Genomic DNA, 20,705 nt, shown 5'->3' with positions numbered 1-20,705 from the left:
TCGGGGACCCCGATATTGGAGGTCTCTCGACTTAACCGATGCGAACCATTCAACCGCAGCAAGCCCGCGAATCCGCCATGGCCTTGCAGCGAGGCATTGTTCGGTCTGCAGCAATTGTGATTTCACGCTATGGGCATAGAAAAAGGATAGGCGCCGTCTACACTGACTCTTGTCAACGGCGCGTGTCTCACCGATTCGCGCTGCCTCAGAATCGCATCGGAGAGTCATCATGAAAAGCAAACTTCTTGCAGCTGTGCTCGTCGCCGTCACTACTTCGTTTGCCGCTCCCGTCTTTGCCAGCGGCTACGGGCCCGCGCCTTCCTACCGCCCTTCAGTGGGGGCGCCTGCTTCGCAACGGGGCCCAAGTGCCCAGACCGTTGCAGCAGAACGCAACAGTGCGGCCGGTTCCGTCAATGATTCGTATGGCGGCGTAGCTGCGTCCTCTTCGGAATCCGGCGGCCGTCAAGCCGTCGACTCTGTCGGTCGTGTGTACTCAGGCCATTAATCTGAAAGCCGTCTGCTAAGCGAAGCTGCCACGAGGTGTCGAAATGTTGAAAATTGTCGAAGGTGCATTGTTTGTGGGCGCGCTGATGCTGTACCTGGTACCCGCAATGATTGCCGACGCCAGGGAACGTGAGGACGCGTTCGCGGTGACTATGGTGAACATTCTGCTGGGATGGACGGTTATCGGTTGGTTCGCAGCGTTGGTATGGGCGAGGCATCCGGTCAGTAACCGGCATCTGAAGCAGTTCGCGAGACGGGCGCAACGCGCGGTCGCACGAGTCACCATCGATGCAATCGTCGCGCGGGCGAGCGGTCGCGCCAGTTCAATCCCCATGTTCAATCCTCGCCTCGTTCCGGTTGTCGCGCGCATCGCCGCTAGCACTAATCGCCGCGAACGGCGCTAACCGTTGCGGCGGATCATGCCTCGTCCGCCGAATTCTTTCGAATCCCGACGGCGGTCCGACCGCTGCCGGATTTCGTGTCAACGAGGAGCCTGCTAGTGCGGTAAGCGGGCGTTGCGTCGACTCAGGGCCCTGCAGCTTTGCTGTGACGGTTGTGGGAAAAACGTCGTGCTTCAAACCGCGTGGTCGCTGCGGTGCTGACGCTGCACGGAAAAAGAACGACAGACAATTCGAAACCGCGCGCTTCCAGAGAATGCAGCGCGATGTGTGGTCATATCGCTATCTGGAGAACAATATCAATCACATGATCTTCCACTTCTATTTCGACGACGCAGGCATTTTGCGGCAAACGCAGAAGGCACCGGATCCTATGTACGACAACACCCGGCGCGGACGGTTCTAGGCGTCAATCGACTCGCGGCTCGCGAAGTCAAACTGCGGGAGATCGGTCCAAAGTCCTATTGCCGTGGCTCCGCGCGGCGGCGATAGTCGTTATGCACAGGCTATGACCAGCGTTGCCGGCGTCGCCGCGCGCGGCACAACGACTGTCGCAATGCATGGGAGGAATCGTGGAGCGTACGCACGAGAAGTATCAACGGCTTATCGCGTTTTGCCAAAGCCAGCCGCCGCTAACGACTGCCGTGGCGCATCCATGCGATCGCGCATCGCTCGAAGGCGCCGTGGAGGCGGCGCAGATGGGGCTAATTGCGCCGCTTCTCGTAGGACCGCGCGAGCGCATCGGCGCCGTCGCCGAAGAATGCGGGCTGCAGATTGCCGACTATCCGTTGATCGACGTGCCGCACAGTCACGCGGCGGCGGCGAAAGCGGTCGAACTGGTGCGCGAAGGCAAGGCCGAGGCGATCATGAAGGGCAGCCTTCACACCGACGAGCTGATGGCCGCCGTCGTCCGCCGCGAGGGTGGCTTGCGCACCGAACGGCGTGTGAGCCACTGCTTCGTGATGGACGTGCCGGGGCACGCAGATGCGCTGATCATCACCGATGCTGCAATCAACATAGCACCGACACTCGCGGAGAAAGCCGACATACTGCAAAACGCAATTGATCTCGGCCATGCGCTTCGCGTAGACGAAGTGCGGGTTGCGATTCTTTCGGCAATGGAGATCGTGAACCCGAAAGTCCCGTCGACGATCGAAGCAGCGGCGCTCTGCAAGATGGTCGATCGTCATCAGATTACAGGTGCGCTCGTCGACGGGCCGCTCGCTCTCGACAACGCGATCGACCTCGAAGCGGCGCGCATGAAGAAGATCGATTCGCCGGTGGCGGGGCGCGCCAATGTTCTGTTGGTGCCCAATCTCGAAGCCGGCAACATGCTGGCAAAAAGCCTTTCGTTTCTGGCCGGCGCGGACGCGGCGGGCATCGTTCTCGGCGCGCGCGTGCCGATCATCCTGACGAGCCGCGCCGATTCGATCATCACGCGGCTCGCGTCGTGCGCGGTCGCGTCGCTGGTGGCGAGCAAGGGCCGCGAAGATCGGCTGGTGGTGTAGATCATGGCCGACGTCATCCTGGTACTCAACGCTGGATCGTCGAGCATCAAGTTCAGCGCCTTCGATGCGCAAACCGCCGAGCTCGCCTGTGTGCTGCGAGGGCAGATCGACGGGCTGTTCAGTTCACCGCACTTCGCCGCCTTCGATGCGGCCGGCGCGCAGGCCGGCGCTCACGCGTGGGGCGACGGCGCGAGCCTGGACCACGCCGGGGCGATTGCGTATATCGCCGATTTTTTGCGCGGGCATCGCGAAGGCAATCGCCTCACGGCGGTCGGGCATCGCGTCGTGCACGGCGGCGCGCGTTTCATCGCACCGGTGCTGATCGACGCCAGCGTGCTCGCGGAACTGCACACGCTGACGCCGCTTGCGCCGCTGCACCAGCCACATAACCTGAAGCCGATCGCGATCATCGCGGAACGCAATCCGGCGCTGCCGCAAATCGCCTGTTTCGACACGGCCTTTCACGCGACGCAGCCCGAACAGGCGAAGGCCTTCGCGCTGCTCGCTGCAGTTACCGAACGCGGAGTACGCCGCTATGGCTTTCACGGACTGTCGTATGAGTACATCGCCAGCAAGCTGCCGGAGATCTCGCCGGCAGCCGCGGCCGGCCGCACGGTGGTCGCGCATCTCGGCAATGGGGCGAGCCTGTGTGCGCTCTCGGCATGCCGCAGTGTCGCGACCACGATGGGTTTCACGGCGCTCGACGGCCTGATGATGGGCACGCGCTCGGGTAACCTGGACCCTGGCGTAATCCTGTATCTGCTTGACGAACTGAACATGACCACGCGTGAAGTGGAAAACCTGCTGTACTCCCAGTCGGGTTTGCTCGGCGTTTCCGGCATTTCCGGCGACATGCGCGTGCTCCTCGCGAGCGACGATCCTCGTGCCCGCTTCGCCGTCGAACTTTATGTATATCGGATCTGCCGCGAGCTCGGGTCGCTGATCGCGGCCCTCAAGGGCATCGATGCATTGGTGTTCACGGCAGGCATCGGAGAGCATGCGACGCAGGTTCGGCAGCGTATCGGCGAACACGCGCAGTGGTGCGGTATCGATATCGATCACGGCGCGAACCAGGCGAACGGTTCATGCATCAGTACGCCCGCGAGCCGGGTCGGCGTGTGGGTCGTCCCGACCAATGAGGAACTGATGATCGCCCGTCACACTCGCGCCCGGATCGGCACCTGAGCACAAGGAGAGGGTGCACGAGAAGCAAGCACGAGAAGCAAGCACGAGAAGCAAGCACGAGAAGAAGAGGCCGTATATCGAGTCACTGGGCGGCGAGCTTCGCAGCGTCGGTCTTCATGCCGCTCAACGTGCCCATGCAGAAAAGACCGGATGTATGTGGAAACGTATCGCGAGCCCTGCGCCTGTCGCTATTGCGGAGAGAGAGATGCTGCGGCTGACTGTATGGTTCACGCTCCTCATCTCGTTGAGCGCGAATGCGGCGGTTCATCTGGACTTCCACGATGAGTCGCCGGACGCTGGTGCAGCCGGGTCGGCTTTGCGCCAACGCGGCGCCGTCGATATCGATGAAATCCTGCGGCAGTACGGGATCAGCCAGGGTTCGACCAAAGCCCGCATCATCTTCGAGTGGTTCGACAAGGTAATGCGCGACCCCGTTATCGCTGCGCGCGTGCCAGGCGGCGCACCGGCGCTCGTTCATGTGCTGCTCGATCCGGAACAACGTGAAGCCACCATGTCGAGCGGCCTTGCTCGCCTCACGCCGGCCGACCGATCGCGCTACCTCGTGCTGCTCACCGGTGTGCTCGACGAGCTGGTCCCGGTCAATTGTTTTGGGCTCGTCGACATGGTAACGATAATGAACCGCGTCACGATCGCGCAGATGTCCGACGCCCAAGCGGAGCTTTACCTCGATCTTATGTACAAGATCATGGTGAGCAGCGGTTCCGCGGCGCCGGTACGCGTGCCGACGCGGGAAGAATACGCGGCAGCCTCCGAGGCAATGTCTCGTGCAGTGGTCATCGAACTAGGCGGCGATCCAGCCAATGTCGATCGGTATATGGCATATACAGCAAATCCTTCCACTGCAACCCCGGCCGATGTCTGCTGGATGACAAGAGTGACGCTGCATGCTCTCGCGAGAATGCCGGCTGCCGAGCGCGATGTCGTTCTACTGCCAGTGTTCATCGGACCGCCTGCGGCATCGCTGGCGGATCCCGTCGATCGACGGCCTGCACAGATGCCCTTTCCCGCTTCGGCTAGCCCGCCGGGCACGACAATGCCGTGATGGAGCGTTTGAACCAGTGGGCGCTGCACGGCGGCGATATTCCCGCCACGTCGGCGTATTTTGTCTATTCTGAATTCGACATGCGCCCGCCGCCTTTGGGTGCTCGAAGAAATAAGGAAAACGTCACACGCCGCACGAGGCGTGTGTTTCGGAACCAGGAAGCAATGGCCCAACATACAGGAGTGTGCAATGTGCGTTCTGTACGCTGTGTGCTGGTTCGTACTGGGCGCGGACAGACTTTCAGTCGATCGGGCGATATATGTACTGCGGCTCCATTGGCGACGCCGGGCGTCGTTGGCATGTGCAGCCATAGCCTTTAGCGTTCTGCCTTGCCTTTCGTTCGCGCAGGACCTTCCGGGCCGCTCGTCGGGACCCGCTGTGGTTGGGGGCAACGTGAAACAGCACGCGGACGCCGTGCTCGCCGTCATGAGTTATACGACCGTTCCGGACGTCACGACCAGTAACCTGTCGGTCAATAGCGGCACTACCGGCAATCCCAGCTTCGGCCAGACACAGTTTGGCGGCGGGTTCGCGTTGAGCCGGTCGTTTCCTTTGTATCTGGAGGGCACGCTCGCCTACAGTCGCTACGATCCGGTTTTCGTCGCGTCCGACGGCTCGGTACAGCGTCCGGTGCCGACGAAATGGAACACGTTCAGTGGGACAGTCGGCATTGGATGGGATTTCCGGATCACGAATGAACTGGTGTTTCGTCCGATCCTTAACGGAACGCTAGGGCGCGTGTCCAGCGATTTGAAGGTGGGGCAAACGATCTTCAATCGCGCCACCGATGCCAACCTCCAGTTTCTCGAGAACGGTTCGCTGGACGCGTATGGCTATGGCGGCTCGCTGATGCTCGACTATGAGCGCTACCGTGACAACTACGAAATCGACGCTGAGTTGCGGGCCACGGACATTTATCTGCGCAGCTTCGGCGGTTCTTCCCAGGCAGTGCAGGGTTCATCCATGGCGCAGCAAGTCAGCCTGTGGACTCGCTGGCGCGCGCCTACCGGATGGCATGCGTTGGACCGGCCAGTCCGCTATGTGCTCGAAGCGGCTTACTCACATTATTTCGGCGAAAGCGCGGGGGTGCTGGGGTTCAACGACCTCACCTCGTTGGGCGTTGGCCTCGAACTCGACAGCAGCCGGTATCCGGTCATCATCACCAGGACGCGCGCCTTAGTCCGATATGTGTTCGGACACAACGTGCATGGCGTGTCGTTCGGATTTGCGGTGAGTTTCTAGTTCGCCTGCGGCGTGCGGCGGTCACATCCGTTCAGGGGCGGGAGCTTCGTTGCCCGGTCATGCTGGCGGCGCCTGATTACCGGGAAGGACCGTATCTAATACGTGGCGACGCAATATGCCGTTCGTCATACCGATCGGAAAAGGAGATGCTGATGCGTGCCCACCGCTGTCTGCCTGTTTTCGTTTTTCCCTTGCTGCTCGCGGGCTGCAATACGCCGCCGATTCCTCCTGGCAAGTCAGTCGATATCCCGACTGCCCTTGAACAGGTCCTCGACGGATTGTGCAACTTCAGGAAGCAGGAGGCGGCGCGCAAGCGGGACGGAGATGTCGATATCGACACCGTCACCGTGCAACTTGACCTGACGATCGATGGGTCACGCAATCCCCCTGTCGCGGTCGCACCGGATATCCAGTTCATCCCGACCGTCAGTTACGGACAGATGATTACGGCGAACAGAGGAAGCACGCTCACCATTGCGCTCAAACACAAGGGCACAGGCAGTTGGGGCGCTGGCGACTGCAATGCTTCCAGGTGAGAACAGCGGCAAGGTCACTGGCGGCGTGATCCAGTTGTCGACGAACGACACAGTGGAGACCATCGCGCCGAAAGACGAGTCGAGCGTGACCATCACGGTCACGTCGAACGGAAAAACGGGAACTTACACTGAGACCGTCGACGCCTTCCGCTCGCTCGTGGGCGCTTAAGCGAAAGCGCGGCTGAATGCACGCGCTCCGAGAGCGTGCGGGCAGGCGCCTGGCAGCGCCCGCCGTGACTTTACTGCTTGATGCCTTCGGCCTGAATGTGCAGCGTGGTCTGCATCTTGAAGCCGTAGGTCTTGCCAAAGTCGACGCCGAAGTCATCGCGATTGAAGGTTGCGGTGGACTCGGTGCCGCACACTTCGCGCTTGAGCATCGGGTTCACGAAGCACTTGAACGATTCGATCTTCAGGTTGACCGGTTTGGTCACGCCATGCATGGTCAGCGTGCCGATCACTTCAACAGGCTTGTCGCCGTCGAAGCGGATTTGCGTGCCCTTGTAGGTCGCTCTCGGGTACGTCGCGACGTCGAAGAACTTGTCGCCGACCAGTTCGGAATCGAGCTTGTCATTGCCGATATCCACCGAGCTCATGTCGATCGTCACGTCGACCGTGCCGGTCTTTGCCGCGCGGTCGAGCACAACGGTGCCGCTGCTCTTCTTGAACTTGCCGCGCCAGATCGACACGCCGCCGAAGTGATCGGTTTCGAAGCTCGGGTACGTGTGGGTCGGATCGAGCTGGTAAGTGTCGGCGGCCATTGCGTTGAACGACAATGCGGTGGCGAGCGCGCCGGCGGCGAGCAGTAATTGTTTCTTCAAGATGTTCTCCAGGTTTCGAAAAGTGCTATGAGGCTGGCGGTTTTTACTTCGGTTTTTCTAATCACTTCTTCGAAGCGACGAGGTGAAATTTGATGACGACTTCGTCGGCTACGACCGACGTGTCCTTCCATTCGCCAGTGCCGACGTCGTATTGCGAGCGTTTGATCGGCAGCGAGCCGTCGAACGTCTGCGTCGGGCCCTGGCTTGCAATAGTGACGGGCACCACCACGGTCTGCGATTTGCCCTTGATGGTCAGCTTGCCGGTGATCTTGTACTGATTGCCGCCCGCCGGCGCGATAGCGCTGGAAACAAACGTCGCGGCCGGATACGTGGCGCTGTCGAACCATTCCTTGCCTTGCGCCTGCTTGTTGTAGTCGTCCGCGCCGAGATCGTAGCTGCCGGTGTCGATCGACACGTTCGCGCTTCCTGCGGTCGGCTTCGCCGGATCGAACGACAGTTGCGCCGAAAACTTCCTGAACTTGCCGTCGACGGGCACGTTCATCTGCTTCGTCGTGGCAATGACGGTGCTTTTGCTCGTGTCGACGTCGGCGTGCGCGAGGCCCGCACCGAACAGAGAAAGGGCGGCGACGCCGGCGAGAATGGAGTGATGGAGTGTGTTTTTCATGGTGATACGCATCCTATCGAACCCGTGCGCATCCATTGCACACAGCGGGGAATTTGATTGCCAACAGGCTGTAGCGAATGGGCGCCAATGAGTGTTACCTGAGGAACGGAATCATCCGCGCGAGCAGGCCGTCGCGGTCGATAAACTGATGCTTCAGCGCCGCCAGCACATGCATGGCGACTAGCGCGAGCAGCGTGTAATTGAGCAGCACATGAACCGTGCGCAGCGTCGCCTTGAGCGCCTGATCCGGGCCAATGAAGGTCGGCAGCGGCACGATGCCGAGATACACGACCTGAATTCCCGCCGCCGAACTGTAGAGGTAGCCCGACACCGGAATCGCCAGCATCAGCAGATACAGCAGGCCGTGTACGACGTGCGCCGCCGCCTTTTGCCACGCGGGCGTTGCGCTATCCAGAGCCGGTGCGCGATGCGTCGCTCGCCACAAAACGCGCGCTACGGCGAGCATCAATACGGTGACGCCGATCCATTTGTGCCATGAGAAATACTTGAGTTTCGTCGGCGTGAAGCCGGGAATGTCCGTCATGATCCAGCCCAGATAAAAGCCGCCGACGATCAGCACGGCGATCAGCCAGTGCAGAGCGATTGCGGCGCCGTGGTAACGGCCTGTATCAGTGCGGCGGGATATGTCGTTCATACGCGTCGGTCATGCGTCGTGGAAGTGAGTGCGAATAGTAGGCAGGTCAATGGAGACTGAATAGGCGGGGGAGCGAGAACACATTGTTGTACTGGTGACGTAAATGCGTGCTGGCTCGCGACTTGCAACGGCGGGCGAAGCAAGCGGAGCCGGGGCCGAGTTGGGGTATCCTGCGCACCGGGCCTTGCCCACGTACAACCATCCATTCAGGGCTTTCGTTGTGACTTCGATTTTCCTTTCATGGGGTATTGCCGCCTTTGCGACTGCCGGCGTGATCGCCCGTCCCTTCAAATGGCCGGAAGCGGTGTGGGCGGTGGCCGGCGCGCTGCTGCTGATCTCGCTCGGACTGTTGCCGTTGCATCTCGCGGTAGAAGCCGTCGGCAAGGGCACTGACGTCTATCTGTTTCTCTCCGGCATGATGCTGCTTTCCGAGGTCGGGCGCCGGGAAGGGCTGTTCGACTGGGTCGCGGTGCTTGCCGTCAACCATGCGCAAGGTTCGCCGCGCAAGCTTTTCCTGCTGGTCTATCTGGTCGGCGTGGTGATTACCGCTTTTCTTTCGAACGACGCCACCGCGGTCGTCCTCACGCCGGCCGTGTTCGCCGCCGCGAAGAAGGCGAAGACGGACCCACTGCCGTTGTTGTTCGTGTGCGCGTTCATCGCGAACGCAGCCAGCTTCGTGCTGCCGATCTCCAATCCGGCCAATATCGTGCTGTACGGCAATCACACGCCCGCGCTTGTGCCGTGGCTGATGCGCTTCGCGTTGCCGTCGCTGCTGTCGATCGTCGCCACGTATGCGCTGCTGCGCTGGACGCAACGCAAGGCGCTCGCCGGCAGCTGCGAGGCGAACCTCGAGCCGCTTCAGCTTTCGTCGAGCGGACGCGTGGCGCTCGCCGGCATCGCCGTCACCGCCGTCGTGCTGCTGGCGGTATCGGCGTTCGACATTCAGTTGGGGCTGCCCACCGCGATACTCGGCGCGGCGACCGCGCTCGTGGTGCTGATCCAGGAGCGCAAATCGCCGCTGCCGATGATCCGCGAGATATCGTGGAGCGTGCTGCCGCTCGTGGCCGCGCTGTTCGTTCTCGTCGAAATGCTCGACTACACCGGCGTGATCCGCATGCTGGCAGCGCTAACGCGTTCGGCGGCCGCGCACAACGAAATGACAACGGCCGGCTGGGCCGGCAGCGCCATCGCGATCGGCAGCAATCTGATGAACAATCTGCCGGCCGGCCTGATCGCCAGTTCCACGGTGATGCAGGCGCATAGTCCGGAGCGCGTGATCGACGCTTTGCTGATCGGCGTCGACCTCGGCCCCAACATGTCGATTACCGGTTCGCTTGCGACGATTCTCTGGCTCAACGCAATCCGCCGCGAAGGCGAGGACGTGAGCTTCGTGAAGTTTCTGAAGGTCGGCGTCGTGGTCATGCTGCCAGCGCTCGTGCTCGCGCTCGGCGCGCGGATTCTGACCGGCTGACGCACGGCTCGCCGCGAGTGCCGCCGCGAGTGCCGCCGCGTTTACGACGCGAAGCGGCCCGGGCAACTGTACGCGCTCAGCGATGGCCGTTTATTTCCGGCGCAATGGCCGCGTGATTGAGCAGCGCGACCAGCGACATCCCGCCCACGGTATTGCCCACGAGCGTCGGCACGAGGAAACGCAAGAAATAGTCGTGCAGGCTCGCGTCGCCGGTCAGGAACGCATAAGCAACCTCCGTCGATCCGGCGATGATGTGCGAAAGATGGCTGACGGCGACCACGTAGGTAATCAGCAGCACGGTCAACAGACGCCCGGACCGCGCGCTCGGCAACAGCCACACCATCAGTGCGATCAGCCAGCCCGCGAAGACCGCCTTCACCATGGTCGGCAGCATGTGTTCGGAGCCGACCGCCGCACGCGATACCTCGCCGAGTGCATCCCCCACTGCGGGCGAGAAGACATCGGGAATGCGTAGCATTGCCGCGAAAATCCATGTGCTGATGAGGTTGAAGACGAGCACTACGGCCCATAGACGCATTGCTTTAAGCAATGTGCGCGGATCGCGCCGCGTCAATACGGGCAGCACCACGGTCAGCGTGCTCTCGGTAAAAAGCTGCTGCCGCCCCATGATGACCAGCACGAAACCGATCGAATAACCGAAGCTCGACACCAGATGGCGCCATGGCGTGTCCGGCAAGCCCGCTTCGAGCACGGCTTGTGTGAGGAACGAAAATCCCATGGACAGACCGGCGGCGAGCGATGACCAGATCAACGCGCCGATGGTCCGCTCAAGCGCGGCTTCGCCCTCTTCGCGGACGATCTCATGCAGCACGAGCGCGTGCGGGGCGGTGTGATGCGCCGCCTGATCCTGCTCGCCCTCGTTCAGATGCGGCGAGTCCGCGCCGGCGTCCTGCGCGCGTGGCGCGTCGTTGCCGCCCGCTGCATCGGGTGCTTCGTGTTGCTTGTGTTGCGGTTCCCTGGTCGCCTCGGTCATAAACGGCCGTCCTTCGAGCGCACGCCAGGCGCTTCGCAGACGGCTTCTTCGGGATGCCGCAATGCGCCGAGCACGGCTTCGAGACGCGCCAGCCGGGCTCGTTGCACCGGCACCAGCGCCGCACGCGACAAGAGGCGCAAGCGGTTTTCCCAATACGAAAGAGGAATGCGGTCATTGACCGAAATCCGCCCCAACACGAGTTCGAGATGGGCGATCTCGCTGTCCAGGTTCGGGTAGTTCATTGACGTGGTCCGGGAAAAAGAGATGAACGGTAAATCTGCTCCGGCACTACCTGTGTGGGTGAGCAAGTAGTGTTCCCCAATTCCTCAGGACAACGGGAATTCACCAGGCGTTCTCGCAGTCCGCATGTCGTATGCTCAAGCACGCGCCACTGCCGCTATCGGCCTGTTCCATCACGGAGCGGCGCGAGATCAGAATTACTCAAATCGTCGCCAGACGGTAGCACTCGTTCATTTCATTCGATGTCACGCCGCGCCTGTCGCCGCGCGAGGCAATGGACAGCTGTGGCCGTCGATACGTGACAACAGACGGCAATAAACGGCAATAAGCGGCGGCAACAGGGCGGCACTCCGCCATGCGCCAGGCGCTTCCCAAGGCGGCCGGCGTTTCATGACATTAATCGACATAACTCTGCAATTGCTTTGCGGCGTGGGTTCCACAAGAATTCGGCCTGTCATTGAACGGATCGCGGCACAAGCAGGCGACGCTCGGTGGCTATCGAAGGAGTCAGTCATGAAAAAATTGCTCGCCGCCGTCCTGCTGTGCTGCGCGTCAACCGTCACGTTCGCTCAGGCCGCGCCGCAAGGCGGCAATCCGCAGCGCATGGAGCGCATGGTTGCGCAGTTGCAAACGCGTTTTGCGAACGCCAATACCACGCACGACGGCAAGCTTACGAAAGAGCAGGCCGCGGCCAGCATGCCGATGGTCGCTAGCCACTTCGACGAGATCGACACGCAGAAGCTCGGCTACGTCACGTTGCCGGAGATCGAGGCGTATATGCGCGAACGCGGTGCAGCGCATTAAGTGGGGCACTGAGCGGGGCACTGAGCAGCGCGCCTTGCCGCGAGACCACACGACGCCGGCGCCGCGCGCTTGTCGCAATCGTCATGAACCCCTCCCTCAACCATTGACGCCCGATTCACGCGATGAAACCAGCCACGTCAAGCCGTTTGCGTCTTGTAAGCGCATCGATCGTCGTGTCGATGGGCGCGGCGCTGAGCGGTTGCATCAGCGTTGGCCCGGACTTCAGGGAGCCTGACGTCACGCTGGAAAACCAGTGGCTGGAGAGCTTGCCGCCTGCCGCGCAGAGCACGCCCGCTGGCGAGGCCGCGTGGTGGAAAGCGTTCAACGACCCGGTGCTGAGCGCGCTCGAACAACGCGCTTATGAGCGCAACCTGTCGCTGCAGGTCGCGGGGCTGCATATCTTCAAGGCGCGGGCGCAGCTTGCGATCAGCGGGGAAAATCTTCTGCCGCAATCGGGCAGCGCGTCGGTTGGCGCGAGCCATATCAACACGAGCGGGGTCGGGCCGATACCGCCGGCTCATTTATGGGCCGAGCATCTGCACGTGAACGCCGGTTGGGAGATCGATTTCTGGGGGAAATACCGCCGGCAGATCGAATCGGATCGCGCGCAATTGCGCGTGTCCGAAGCGGCGTACGACAACGCGCTGGTGTCGATGTTCGCCGATGTCGCCAACGCATATATCGATCTGCGCGCGTTGGAGCAACGCATCGCCGTAGCGCGGCAGAACCTCAAGTCCGTTCAGGATAGCCTCAGGCTCACGCAGGCGCGCTACAAACGCGGCGCGTCGAGCCAGCTCGACGTCGAGCAGGCCGCCACGCTGGTAGCCGAAACCGAGGCGCAGATTCCGCCGCTCATCAAGGCGCGCGTGCAGGATCGCGACACGCTTGCGGTGCTGCTCGCCGATCCGCCGGACGCCGTCGACGCGCACCTGAAAGGCAGCAGTGCGGTCCCCGTGCCGCCGACGCAGATCGACGTGGGCATTCCCGCCGATCTCTTGCGGCGCCGTCCCGACGTGCGGCAAGCCGCGCTCAACGCGGCGGCGCAGTCGGCGCTGATCGGCGCGGCAAAGGCGAAGCTGTACCCGTCGTTATCGCTGACGGGACTGTTCGGCTTGTCATCCGGCGAACAGCATGGCATTGGACTAACGCAATGGGGCGGCAAGACGATCGGCCTTTTTTCGGCGGGCATTTCGCTGCCCATTCTCGACCGGGCGCAACTGCAGAACGCGGTGCGAATTCAGGACGCGGCGTTCCAGGAAGCGGTGCTCGACTATCAGAACACCGTGCTGCAGGCGCAAAAAGAAGTGGAAGACGCGATTGCCGCGCTTCGCACATCGCTCGATGCGCTGGCGGCGTCGTCGCGCGCTTCTGACGCATCGCAGCGCGCATTGCGGCTTGCCAACATCCAGTATCGCTCCGGCTCCGTGACTTACGACTCGGTGCTGGACGCTTCGCGCTCGGCGTTGCGCGACGGCGATTCGCTCGCGCAGAACCAGGGGCTTGCGGCGCTTGCGGCGGTGTCGCTGTATCGCGCGCTTGGCGGAGGATGGGAAGTCGCGCAAGGTCAGCAGGTGGTGAGCGAACGGATCGCCGAAGAGATGGCGCGGCGCACGGATTGGGGGCGTCTGTTGAACCCGCCTGCCGATTCCGCACTGGCGCGCGCGAGCGCGAACTCGCCGCCGGGCGGTAAATAACGAAGCGGGGAATAGCGACATGGCCAAACGAAGAGGAGTGGGCGAGCGCGCTGCGAATGCCGCTGTGCCGGCAGAGCCGCGACGTCCAGCGTTTCACGCCGCGTTGTACCGCACGTTGAGCGCCTTGCCCCGCATTGCCCTGCTGACGACATTGAGCGTGGCGTTGAGCGCGGCATTCAGCGGTTGCCACGACGGCAATGCGCCAGTTGCACAGGCCGCGCAGTTGCCGCAAGTCAGCGTCATGCACCCTGAGTCACGCGAAGTGCGCGAGCAACTCGATCTGACCGGCAGCGTCGCACCGTCGGCAACCGTCACGCTGGTCGCGCGCGTTCAGGGCGTACTGAAAGAAATCGGCTTTGCAGACGGCGCAAATGTGAAGCAGGGGCAACTGCTGTTTCGCATCGAACCGGACACGTATCGCGCGCAACTCGTCTACGACCAGGCCTCGCTCGATAACGCCGATCAGGAACTGACGCGCCAGAAGGAGCTCACGTCGGACAACGCGACTTCGGAGTCGTCGCTGCAAAAGGCGCAGACCACTCGCGACCAGGCGCTTGCGAAGCGCGACATGTCGCGCATCAACCTGGGCTACACGGAAATACGCGCGCCGTTCGCGGGCCGCATCGGCGCGCGCGCGTTCGACGTCGGCAATGTGGTGGGCGGATCGGATTCGACGAGGCTCCCCACGCTGGATCGCATCCAGCCGGTGTATGTGAACTTCACGTTGAACGAGCGCGACGCGAATCGCATCGGCCTCTTTACGCGAGCGCCGCGCACCGTGCGAGTCAATCTGATCGGCGCCAAGCCGGAGCAAGGTGAGGACGCCGCGCTCGAATTCGTCGATACGCGAGTCGATCCGGCGAGCGGCGCGATCAAGTTGCGCGCTGACATCGCCAATCGCGACACGCATCTGATCCCGGGCATGTCGGTCGAGGTGCATATTCCGGTAAGTGAGCCGCAAAAGGTGCTGCTCGTGCCGGATACCGCTTTGCTGCGTGAGCAGGCCGGCGCATCGGTGCTGGTCGCGAACGCCAGCGGCGTGATCGAGAAGCGCGGCGTCACGACAGGCAGCCTGTACGGTTCGCTGCGCGCGATCAAGAGCGGCCTCGGTCCGGCAGACAGGGTCGTGACGGGCGGGGGTCTCGCCGTCGCGCCAGGCATCAAGGTGCAGACAGTCGATGCTGTAGCGCAGGGCCGTTCATGATCCGCTTTTTCGTCGAGCGCCCCGTATTCGCCAATGTGATTGCGTTGATCGCGATGCTGCTCGGCGCGGTCGCGCTCATCAATCTGCCCATCGCGCAATATCCGCCGATCACGCCGCCTACCGTGCAGGTGGTCGCGCACTTTCCGGGCGCGAGCGCGACGACGGTGATCGACCGCGTCGCGTTGCCCATAGAAGCACAGGTCAACGGCGTGGAGAATGCGCTGTACATGCAGTCGACGAGTACGAACGACGGCACTTACACGCTCACCGTCACGTTCGCCGTGGGCACCGACGTCGACAAGGCGCAGGTGCTCGTGCAGAACCGCGTGTCGGCGGCCACCGCGCAACTGCCGCAAGCAGTTCAGCAACAGGGCGTGACAGTGAGGAAACGCTCCACCGCAATTTTGCAGTTGTACACGCTGCAATCGCCCAACCCGAAATACGATTCGCTTTTTCTCAGCAACTACGCGGTCATTTATCTGCGCGATACGCTTGCACGTTTGCCGGGCGTCGGCGACGTCACTGTGTTCGGCACCGGGCAGTACAGCATGCGCGTCTGGCTCGATCCGCAAAAGCTCAGCGAGCGCAATCTGAGCGCGGCCGACGTAATGCAGGCCATACAGAGCCAGAGCAAGGACGTAAGCGCGGGCCAGCTCGGCTCGGAGCCCAACGCGGGGGGCCGGGCGTTCCAGCTCACCTTGACGATGCGTGGCGTGCTTTCCGATCCGCATGAATTCGACGACATCATCGTGAAGGCGGATTCGAACGACGGCGGCCATTTCGTGCGCATTCGCGATGTCGGGCGCACCGAGCTCGGCTCGTCGAGCTACGGCCAGTTCTTCAATCTCGACGGCAAGCCCGCGGCCGGTATCGCGATCTATCAGTTACCCGAAGCAAACGCGCTCGAGGTCGGCAATGCGGTGAAGGAGACCATGGCGCGTCTCGCGAAAGACATGCCGCAGGGCGTCGCCTATCAATTGCCCTTCGATACGACGACCTTCGTGCGGCAATCCGTGATCGACGTTTATAAAACTCTCTTCGAGGCGGCGTTGCTCGTGCTCGCGGTGATCCTGCTGTTTCTGCAGAACTGGCGTGCGATGCTCGTGCCCGCCACGACGATTCCGGTCACGATTGTCGGCACGTTTGGCGCCATCTACATGATGGGTTTTTCCATCAACCTGCTGACGCTGTTCGCGATCGTTCTTGCGATAGGCATTGTGGTGGACGATGCAATCGTCGTTGTCGAAGGCATCACGCAGCATATCGAGCAGGGCAAGACGCCGAAGCAGGCCGCCATCGACGCCATGCATGAACTGCTGGGTCCGATCATTGGCATTACGCTCGTGCTGGTGTCGGTGTTCCTGCCTTCGGCGTTTCTTGGCGGCGTTACCGGCCAGATGTACCGGCAGTTTGCGCTCGTGGTGGTTGCGACCACGATCATCAGCGCGATCAATGCGGTGACGCTCAAGCCGGTGCAGAGCGTGCGCTGGCTGCGGCACCAGCGGCCGGGCAAACCGAACGTGGTGTATCGCGTGTTCGACAGGGCCTATGCGCGCGTGGAGAACGGCTACGTCAAGGTGGTTTCATGGTTCGTCGCACGCTGCAAGCTTGCGCTCGTTATTGCGCTTGCGCTGGGCGCGGCATCGGCGTTCCTGCTGACGCGCGTGCCGACCAGTTTCATTCCGCTCGAAGATCAGGGATACATGCTGATCGCCGCGCAACTCGCCGATGCCGCATCGCTCGGACGAACGCGCGAGGCGAGCACACAGATCGAGAAGCGGATCGGCGCGATTCCCGGCGTGAATCACGTGGTGTCGATTGGCGGTATTTCGCCGCTCGATAACAACGCGTCGTTGCCGAATTCCGCGCTGATCTACGTTACGCTCGACGACTGGAGCAAGCGCGGCAAGGGCGAAGACCTGCGCTCGCTGTATCTGCGTATGAACAGGGAACTGGCGAAGCTGCCCGACGTGCGCTCGGTCGTAATCGTGCCGCCGCCGATCCAGGGGCTCGGCAACAGCGGCGGCGTGCAGATGCAGGTGATGCTCACCGACGGCTCGCAGAACTATCGACGGCTGCAAAGCGCGACGGATGCGCTGATCGCGAGCGTGTCGAAGCGTCCGGAACTGCAGCGCGTGTTCAGTCCGTTTCGCGCCTCTGTGCCGAGCGTCGAACTGACGCTCGACCGCACGAAGGCGGAATCGCTGCAAGTGCCGGTCGGCAATGTATTCGATCTGCTGCAAGATTACGTGGGCTCGGCCTACGTCAATCAGTTCACTGCCTTCAATCACACGTTCCCCGTATTCGTGCAGGCGGACGGCGCGTTCCGCCGCGAGACCGACGACATTCGCCGCTTGCAGATTCGCAGCAATAGCGGACATATGGTCGAGTTGGGCACTTTCATCGACGCGCATACGAGCGTCGGTCCGGCGGTCGCGACGCTTTATAACCTTGCACCGGCGGCGGCCATCAACGGCAACCCGGCTAGCGGCTACAGCACCGGGGACGCGATCCAGGCCTTCGAGCAGGAAGCCGCGCGCATCCTGCCGGCCGGCATCGGCTATGAATGGACCGCGATGTCGTACCAGGAAAAGCTGGTTGGCAACTCCGCTTACTGGGTCTTCGCAGTCGGTGTGCTGCTCGTGTTTTGCGTGCTCGCCGCGCAATATGAAAGCTGGCTGTTGCCGGTCGCGGTCGTGCTCGCGGTGCCGCTCGCGCTGCTGGGCACGGCCGGCACGCTCGCATTGCTCGGCGCCGCGAATAATCTGTACACGCAGATCGGCCTCGTTCTGCTGATCGCCTTGTCGGCGAAGAACGCGATTCTGATCGTCGAGTTCGCCCGGCATTTGCGTATGCAAGGCGTCGGCATTGCAGAAGCCGCCGTCGAAGCGGCGCGCCTGCGTTTTCGGCCCATCATGATGACGTCGTTCGCGTTCATTCTCGGCGTCGTGCCGCTCGTGATAGCCACCGGCGCCAGTGCGAGCGCGCGCCGCTCGCTCGGTATCGCGGTGTTCTCCGGTATGCTCGCTTCAACGTGCATTGCCGTGCTGTTCATTCCGTCGTTCTACGTGCTATTGCAACGCATTGCCGAACGCCAGGCCGCGCGCAAAACACGAAACGATGCCTGAAACGAGGAGCTTTCGCATGGATCGCCCCGCTAAAATCATCGTGCTCGACGACGAAGTCGAACTGCGCAACATGCTGCAGCGTTTCTTGCGCGGGCAGGGCTTCGACGTCAGGGTCGCGGAAGACGGCAAGCGGCTCGACCGCTATCTCGAGCGCGAGCCGTTCGATCTGCTGGTACTCGATCTGATGATCGGCGAAGAAGACGGGCTCGCGATTTGTGCGCGTTTGCGCGAGCAGGGCCAGACGTTGCCGATTCTGATGCTGACCGCGAAGGGCGATCCGCTTGACCGGGTGCTGGGTCTCGAAACCGGCGCCGACGATTATCTTGCCAAGCCTTTTCTTCCGCGCGAACTGGTGGCGCGAATCAATGCGCTGCTGCGTCGTCAGAAAATGGCTTCGGGCGAAGTGACGATCACGTCGCAATGTGTGCGCTTCGGCGAATTCGTGCTCGATGTCGGCAAGCAGCAACTCAGGCGCGGCGACGCGCCGCTGGAAATCCACTCGGCGCAGATGCTGCTGCTGGTTGCGCTCGCGTCGTCGCCGAACCGGCCGGTAAGCCGCGACAATCTGCTCGCGCGCGCGCGCGGGCGCGATCACGATGCGCTCGACCGCAGCATCGACGTGCAGGTGCTGCGCCTGCGGCAGATCGTCGAGAACGATCCGTCCAAGCCGCGCTTCATCAAGACAGTGTGGGGCGTCGGCTACATGCTGATCGCGGACGTCGATTCATGAGCCGTCCACTATTGCAACGAGCGCTGCCGCGGACACTGCTCGCGCGCAATATTGCATTGCTGATCGCGCTCGTCGTATTGAGCCAGGTGTGCTCGCTCGGCGTGCTGCTGCATTATGTGCAGCGGCCCCGCGTGGAGCGCGCGGCCGCAGTGTTCGCAACCTATGTGACGACGCTCGACAACCTGCTGCAAAGCACGCCGCGCGCCGCGCGCGATGCGCTGGCTGCGCGTCTGGACGCGCGTGCACGGCTTCCCGGCAGTGCGCTGGCGGAGCCGCGGTCGAGTGTCTTGCGCGGATATCGCGACTATCAGCGCAAGGTGTTTCTCGCGAGTCTGCGCGAACATCTTCCGCCAGACATGGAGGCGCGCTGGCAGACCGAAGACGGCCAACGCCTCTGGATTCGCATGCATGCGCCCGCCGATGGATCGGGCGGCGCTGCACCGGCAGCCGCAGCTTCGGCAGCCGCTGCTTCGGCAGCCGCTGCTTCCGAAGCCTCTGCGCCGGCAGCCGCCGCCTCGGGCGCTGCTGCGTCCGAGGCCAATACATCCGCAGCACCGTATTGGATCGCACTGCCGATTCCCGAAGACGCCCAGGGCAATGGGCTCGACGCGGCCATTCTGCTGTCGCTCGGCCTCGCCGCGCTGGCGGCGTTGACAGGCTACGCGATCCAGCTTCACCTGAACCGGCCGCTCCAGGAGTTGACGCGCGCGGCGCAGCGCCTGAGCGACGGCGACACGCCGCCGCCGTTGCCGACCAGCGGTCCTTTGGAAATTGCCGCCGTGAGCAACGCTTTCAATCAGATGACGCACGCGTTGCAACAAGCGGAAGCGACCCGCGCGCTGATGTTAGCCGGTATCTCGCACGACATCCGCACGCCGCTCACCAAGCTACGCCTTTCGATGGCCATGGCGATGCCGGAGAGCAGCGACAGCAGTTTCGTGGTGGCGGCGGAGTCCTACCTTGACCAGATCGAAACCATCTTGCAGCAGTTCATGGACTACGCAGGCAGCGGCGAGCGGGAACCAGCCGAACCCGGCGATCTGAACGCGTTGATCGAGCGGCTTGCAGGCGACTTCGCGGGACTCGGGCATGAGTTCGAACTGTCGCTCGCGCGCTTGCCGCTGATTCCGTATCGTCCGGTGAGCATGATGCGGCTCCTGATGAATCTGATGCAGAACGCGATCGTGTACGGCGGGAGCGGACTGGCGGTGCGTAGCTGGGCGACCGACGACTCGGCGTACGTTGCAGTGGGCGACCGCGGCAAGGGGTTATCGGCGGAAGAACTCGAGCAGTTGAAGGCGCCCTTCCAACGCGGCAGGAACGCGCGAGCGCATAGCGGCGGCACGGGGCTTGGGCTTGCGATTGTCGAGCGGATCGCGCGGCTGCACGGCGGCAGGGTGGAGTTTCACGCGCGCGAGGGCGGCGGCCTGGAGGTATGGGTGGTGGTGCCGGGCGGGGTGGGGTAGCGGCGCTGGCGACCCGCTGCCCGCTCGTCCGTTACTCGCGATCGAGCCACGCATCCAGTCCCACCCGGAACGCGACGCCCGCGATTACCGGCACTGTCAGCATCAGAATGATGCCGAAGTTGGGGATTGCATCGCCGTAGGCGATCGGCTGATACAGCACCACGCCCGAGACCATCGCGAAGACGAGCACGCCGACGGCTACCATCAGAAGATTGCGCGCCGTGATGGACAGCTCTTTGCGCCTGGCCTTGGTCGGGCTTGGGCTCGCAGCGGGGGCTGGGTCGTGTTGGGAAGGCATGATAGCTCTCGTGACAAAAAGCGGCGGAAGGTGAAGCGCCCATTCGACAGGAAAGCAGGCGCGCGCCCGGCATCATACCAGGGCGCGTATGCGCTGCGCGCTTCGCGCCGCGTGCGGCTTCGTCGATATAAACCAATATATG

21 protein-coding genes are annotated in these 20,705 nt (G+C 62.6%); 15 read left to right on the top strand and 6 right to left on the bottom strand.

Annotated features, from left to right (window positions below):
• Positions 1-229 precede the first annotated feature (229 nt).
• The 8 genes from BCA01S_RS38915 (at position 230) to BCA01S_RS05175 (ending at position 6,605) form a co-directional block, all read left to right on the top strand.
• Positions 230-505, top strand: a complete 276-nt coding sequence (locus tag BCA01S_RS38915; protein ID WP_084166760.1) for a hypothetical protein — start codon at positions 230-232, stop codon at positions 503-505.
• A 43-nt stretch (positions 506-548) separates the two neighbouring features.
• Positions 549-908 carry a superinfection immunity protein gene (locus BCA01S_RS05210; protein ID WP_027776018.1) on the top strand — a complete coding sequence of 120 codons (360 nt, stop codon included), beginning with the start codon at positions 549-551 and terminating at the stop codon, positions 906-908.
• A gap of 566 nt (positions 909-1,474) precedes the next feature.
• Positions 1,475-2,410 (top strand): phosphate acetyltransferase, encoded by a 936-nt coding sequence (locus BCA01S_RS05200; protein WP_027776017.1) that lies wholly within the window; start codon positions 1,475-1,477, stop codon positions 2,408-2,410.
• Between the two features lie 3 nt (positions 2,411-2,413).
• The gene (locus tag BCA01S_RS05195; protein WP_027776016.1) at positions 2,414-3,595 is read left to right on the top strand and encodes an acetate/propionate family kinase; all 1,182 of its coding nucleotides are present in this window, start codon (positions 2,414-2,416) and stop codon (positions 3,593-3,595) included.
• A 205-nt stretch (positions 3,596-3,800) separates the two neighbouring features.
• On the top strand, positions 3,801-4,658 hold the full coding sequence (locus BCA01S_RS05190) for a hypothetical protein (protein WP_027776015.1): 858 nt from the start codon (positions 3,801-3,803) through the stop codon (positions 4,656-4,658).
• Between the two features lie 324 nt (positions 4,659-4,982).
• Complete coding sequence (locus BCA01S_RS05185) at positions 4,983-5,900, top strand: hypothetical protein (protein ID WP_244145971.1); 918 nt, start codon at positions 4,983-4,985, stop codon at positions 5,898-5,900.
• A gap of 146 nt (positions 5,901-6,046) precedes the next feature.
• Positions 6,047-6,436, top strand: a complete 390-nt coding sequence (locus BCA01S_RS05180; RefSeq protein WP_027776013.1) for a hypothetical protein — start codon at positions 6,047-6,049, stop codon at positions 6,434-6,436.
• A complete protein-coding gene (locus BCA01S_RS05175) occupies positions 6,423-6,605 on the top strand; it encodes a hypothetical protein (protein ID WP_027776012.1) in 183 nt (60 codons plus the stop codon). The genes BCA01S_RS05180 and BCA01S_RS05175 overlap by 14 nt, the downstream gene beginning before the upstream one ends.
• Before the next feature lie 70 nt (positions 6,606-6,675).
• Here the strand turns inward: BCA01S_RS05175 and BCA01S_RS05170 are convergent, their stop codons facing one another.
• The 3 genes from BCA01S_RS05170 to BCA01S_RS05160 form a co-directional block, all read right to left on the bottom strand.
• Entirely contained in the window at positions 6,676-7,254 is a 579-nt protein-coding gene (locus BCA01S_RS05170) for a YceI family protein (RefSeq protein WP_027776011.1), read from the bottom strand.
• Between the two features lie 61 nt (positions 7,255-7,315).
• Positions 7,316-7,879 (bottom strand): YceI family protein, encoded by a 564-nt coding sequence (locus BCA01S_RS05165; RefSeq protein WP_110404022.1) that lies wholly within the window; start codon positions 7,877-7,879, stop codon positions 7,316-7,318.
• 94 nt (positions 7,880-7,973) lie between these two features.
• Positions 7,974-8,534, bottom strand: coding sequence for a cytochrome b (locus BCA01S_RS05160; RefSeq protein WP_027776009.1), 561 nt, complete (start codon positions 8,532-8,534; stop codon positions 7,974-7,976).
• A gap of 220 nt (positions 8,535-8,754) precedes the next feature.
• Between BCA01S_RS05160 and BCA01S_RS05155 the strand changes: the two genes are divergently transcribed.
• The gene (locus tag BCA01S_RS05155) at positions 8,755-10,005 is read left to right on the top strand and encodes an arsenic transporter (protein WP_027776008.1); all 1,251 of its coding nucleotides are present in this window, start codon (positions 8,755-8,757) and stop codon (positions 10,003-10,005) included.
• Positions 10,006-10,081: 76 nt separating this feature from the next.
• Here BCA01S_RS05155 and BCA01S_RS05150 read toward each other — a convergent pair whose 3' ends face one another.
• Entirely contained in the window at positions 10,082-10,999 is a 918-nt protein-coding gene (locus tag BCA01S_RS05150) for a formate/nitrite transporter family protein (RefSeq protein WP_027776007.1), read from the bottom strand.
• Positions 10,996-11,241: a hypothetical protein gene (locus tag BCA01S_RS05145; RefSeq protein WP_027776006.1), complete on the bottom strand. Its 246-nt coding sequence runs from the start codon at positions 11,239-11,241 to the stop codon at positions 10,996-10,998. Before BCA01S_RS05145 ends, BCA01S_RS05150 begins: the two co-directional genes overlap by 4 nt.
• 511 nt (positions 11,242-11,752) lie before the next feature.
• Between BCA01S_RS05145 and BCA01S_RS05140 the strand changes: the two genes are divergently transcribed.
• From BCA01S_RS05140 to BCA01S_RS05115, 6 genes are all read left to right on the top strand, one after another.
• Positions 11,753-12,043, top strand: a complete 291-nt coding sequence (locus BCA01S_RS05140) for an EF-hand domain-containing protein (protein ID WP_027776005.1) — start codon at positions 11,753-11,755, stop codon at positions 12,041-12,043.
• Between the two features lie 122 nt (positions 12,044-12,165).
• Positions 12,166-13,737: an efflux transporter outer membrane subunit gene (locus tag BCA01S_RS05135; protein WP_027776004.1), complete on the top strand. Its 1,572-nt coding sequence runs from the start codon at positions 12,166-12,168 to the stop codon at positions 13,735-13,737.
• A gap of 19 nt (positions 13,738-13,756) precedes the next feature.
• Complete coding sequence (locus tag BCA01S_RS05130) at positions 13,757-14,941, top strand: efflux RND transporter periplasmic adaptor subunit (RefSeq protein ID WP_084166758.1); 1,185 nt, start codon at positions 13,757-13,759, stop codon at positions 14,939-14,941.
• Positions 14,938-18,069 (top strand): efflux RND transporter permease subunit, encoded by a 3,132-nt coding sequence (locus BCA01S_RS05125; protein WP_027776002.1) that lies wholly within the window; start codon positions 14,938-14,940, stop codon positions 18,067-18,069. Before BCA01S_RS05130 ends, BCA01S_RS05125 begins: the two co-directional genes overlap by 4 nt.
• A gap of 16 nt (positions 18,070-18,085) precedes the next feature.
• On the top strand, positions 18,086-18,799 hold the full coding sequence (locus BCA01S_RS05120; RefSeq protein ID WP_027776001.1) for a response regulator: 714 nt from the start codon (positions 18,086-18,088) through the stop codon (positions 18,797-18,799).
• Positions 18,796-20,265, top strand: a complete 1,470-nt coding sequence (locus BCA01S_RS05115; protein ID WP_027776000.1) for an ATP-binding protein — start codon at positions 18,796-18,798, stop codon at positions 20,263-20,265. Before BCA01S_RS05120 ends, BCA01S_RS05115 begins: the two co-directional genes overlap by 4 nt.
• A 31-nt stretch (positions 20,266-20,296) precedes the next feature.
• On the opposite strand, the gene BCA01S_RS05110 is transcribed toward BCA01S_RS05115, so the two are convergent.
• Positions 20,297-20,563, bottom strand: a complete 267-nt coding sequence (locus BCA01S_RS05110) for a hypothetical protein (protein WP_027775999.1) — start codon at positions 20,561-20,563, stop codon at positions 20,297-20,299.
• Positions 20,564-20,705: the final 142 nt, after the last annotated feature.

Source organism: Paraburkholderia caledonica NBRC 102488 (genome assembly GCF_000685095.1).
Lineage (GTDB): Bacteria > Pseudomonadota > Gammaproteobacteria > Burkholderiales > Burkholderiaceae > Paraburkholderia > Paraburkholderia caledonica.
This window is presented reverse-complemented; position numbering and strand designations above follow the sequence as displayed.

Excerpts from the sequence above, each read along its gene's own strand:
- BCA01S_RS05125 (WP_027776002.1), top strand. The coding sequence starts at position 14,938 with ATGATCCGCTTTTTCGTCGAGCGCCCCGTATTCGCCAATGTGATTGCG.
- BCA01S_RS05165 (WP_110404022.1), bottom strand. The coding sequence starts at position 7,879 with ATGAAAAACACACTCCATCACTCCATTCTCGCCGGCGTCGCCGCCCTT.
- BCA01S_RS05150 (WP_027776007.1), bottom strand. The coding sequence starts at position 10,999 with ATGACCGAGGCGACCAGGGAACCGCAACACAAGCAACACGAAGCACCC.
- BCA01S_RS05130 (WP_084166758.1), top strand. The coding sequence starts at position 13,757 with ATGGCCAAACGAAGAGGAGTGGGCGAGCGCGCTGCGAATGCCGCTGTG.
- BCA01S_RS05135 (WP_027776004.1), top strand. The coding sequence starts at position 12,166 with ATGAAACCAGCCACGTCAAGCCGTTTGCGTCTTGTAAGCGCATCGATC.
- BCA01S_RS05120 (WP_027776001.1), top strand. The coding sequence starts at position 18,086 with ATGGATCGCCCCGCTAAAATCATCGTGCTCGACGACGAAGTCGAACTG.
- BCA01S_RS05110 (WP_027775999.1), bottom strand. The coding sequence starts at position 20,563 with ATGCCTTCCCAACACGACCCAGCCCCCGCTGCGAGCCCAAGCCCGACC.
- BCA01S_RS05190 (WP_027776015.1), top strand. The coding sequence starts at position 3,801 with ATGCTGCGGCTGACTGTATGGTTCACGCTCCTCATCTCGTTGAGCGCG.
- BCA01S_RS05175 (WP_027776012.1), top strand. The coding sequence starts at position 6,423 with ATGCTTCCAGGTGAGAACAGCGGCAAGGTCACTGGCGGCGTGATCCAG.
- BCA01S_RS05140 (WP_027776005.1), top strand. The coding sequence starts at position 11,753 with ATGAAAAAATTGCTCGCCGCCGTCCTGCTGTGCTGCGCGTCAACCGTC.
- BCA01S_RS05115 (WP_027776000.1), top strand. The coding sequence starts at position 18,796 with ATGAGCCGTCCACTATTGCAACGAGCGCTGCCGCGGACACTGCTCGCG.
- BCA01S_RS05180 (WP_027776013.1), top strand. The coding sequence starts at position 6,047 with ATGCTGATGCGTGCCCACCGCTGTCTGCCTGTTTTCGTTTTTCCCTTG.
- BCA01S_RS05195 (WP_027776016.1), top strand. The coding sequence starts at position 2,414 with ATGGCCGACGTCATCCTGGTACTCAACGCTGGATCGTCGAGCATCAAG.
- BCA01S_RS05145 (WP_027776006.1), bottom strand. The coding sequence starts at position 11,241 with ATGAACTACCCGAACCTGGACAGCGAGATCGCCCATCTCGAACTCGTG.
- BCA01S_RS38915 (WP_084166760.1), top strand. The coding sequence starts at position 230 with ATGAAAAGCAAACTTCTTGCAGCTGTGCTCGTCGCCGTCACTACTTCG.
- BCA01S_RS05210 (WP_027776018.1), top strand. The coding sequence starts at position 549 with ATGTTGAAAATTGTCGAAGGTGCATTGTTTGTGGGCGCGCTGATGCTG.
- BCA01S_RS05160 (WP_027776009.1), bottom strand. The coding sequence starts at position 8,534 with ATGAACGACATATCCCGCCGCACTGATACAGGCCGTTACCACGGCGCC.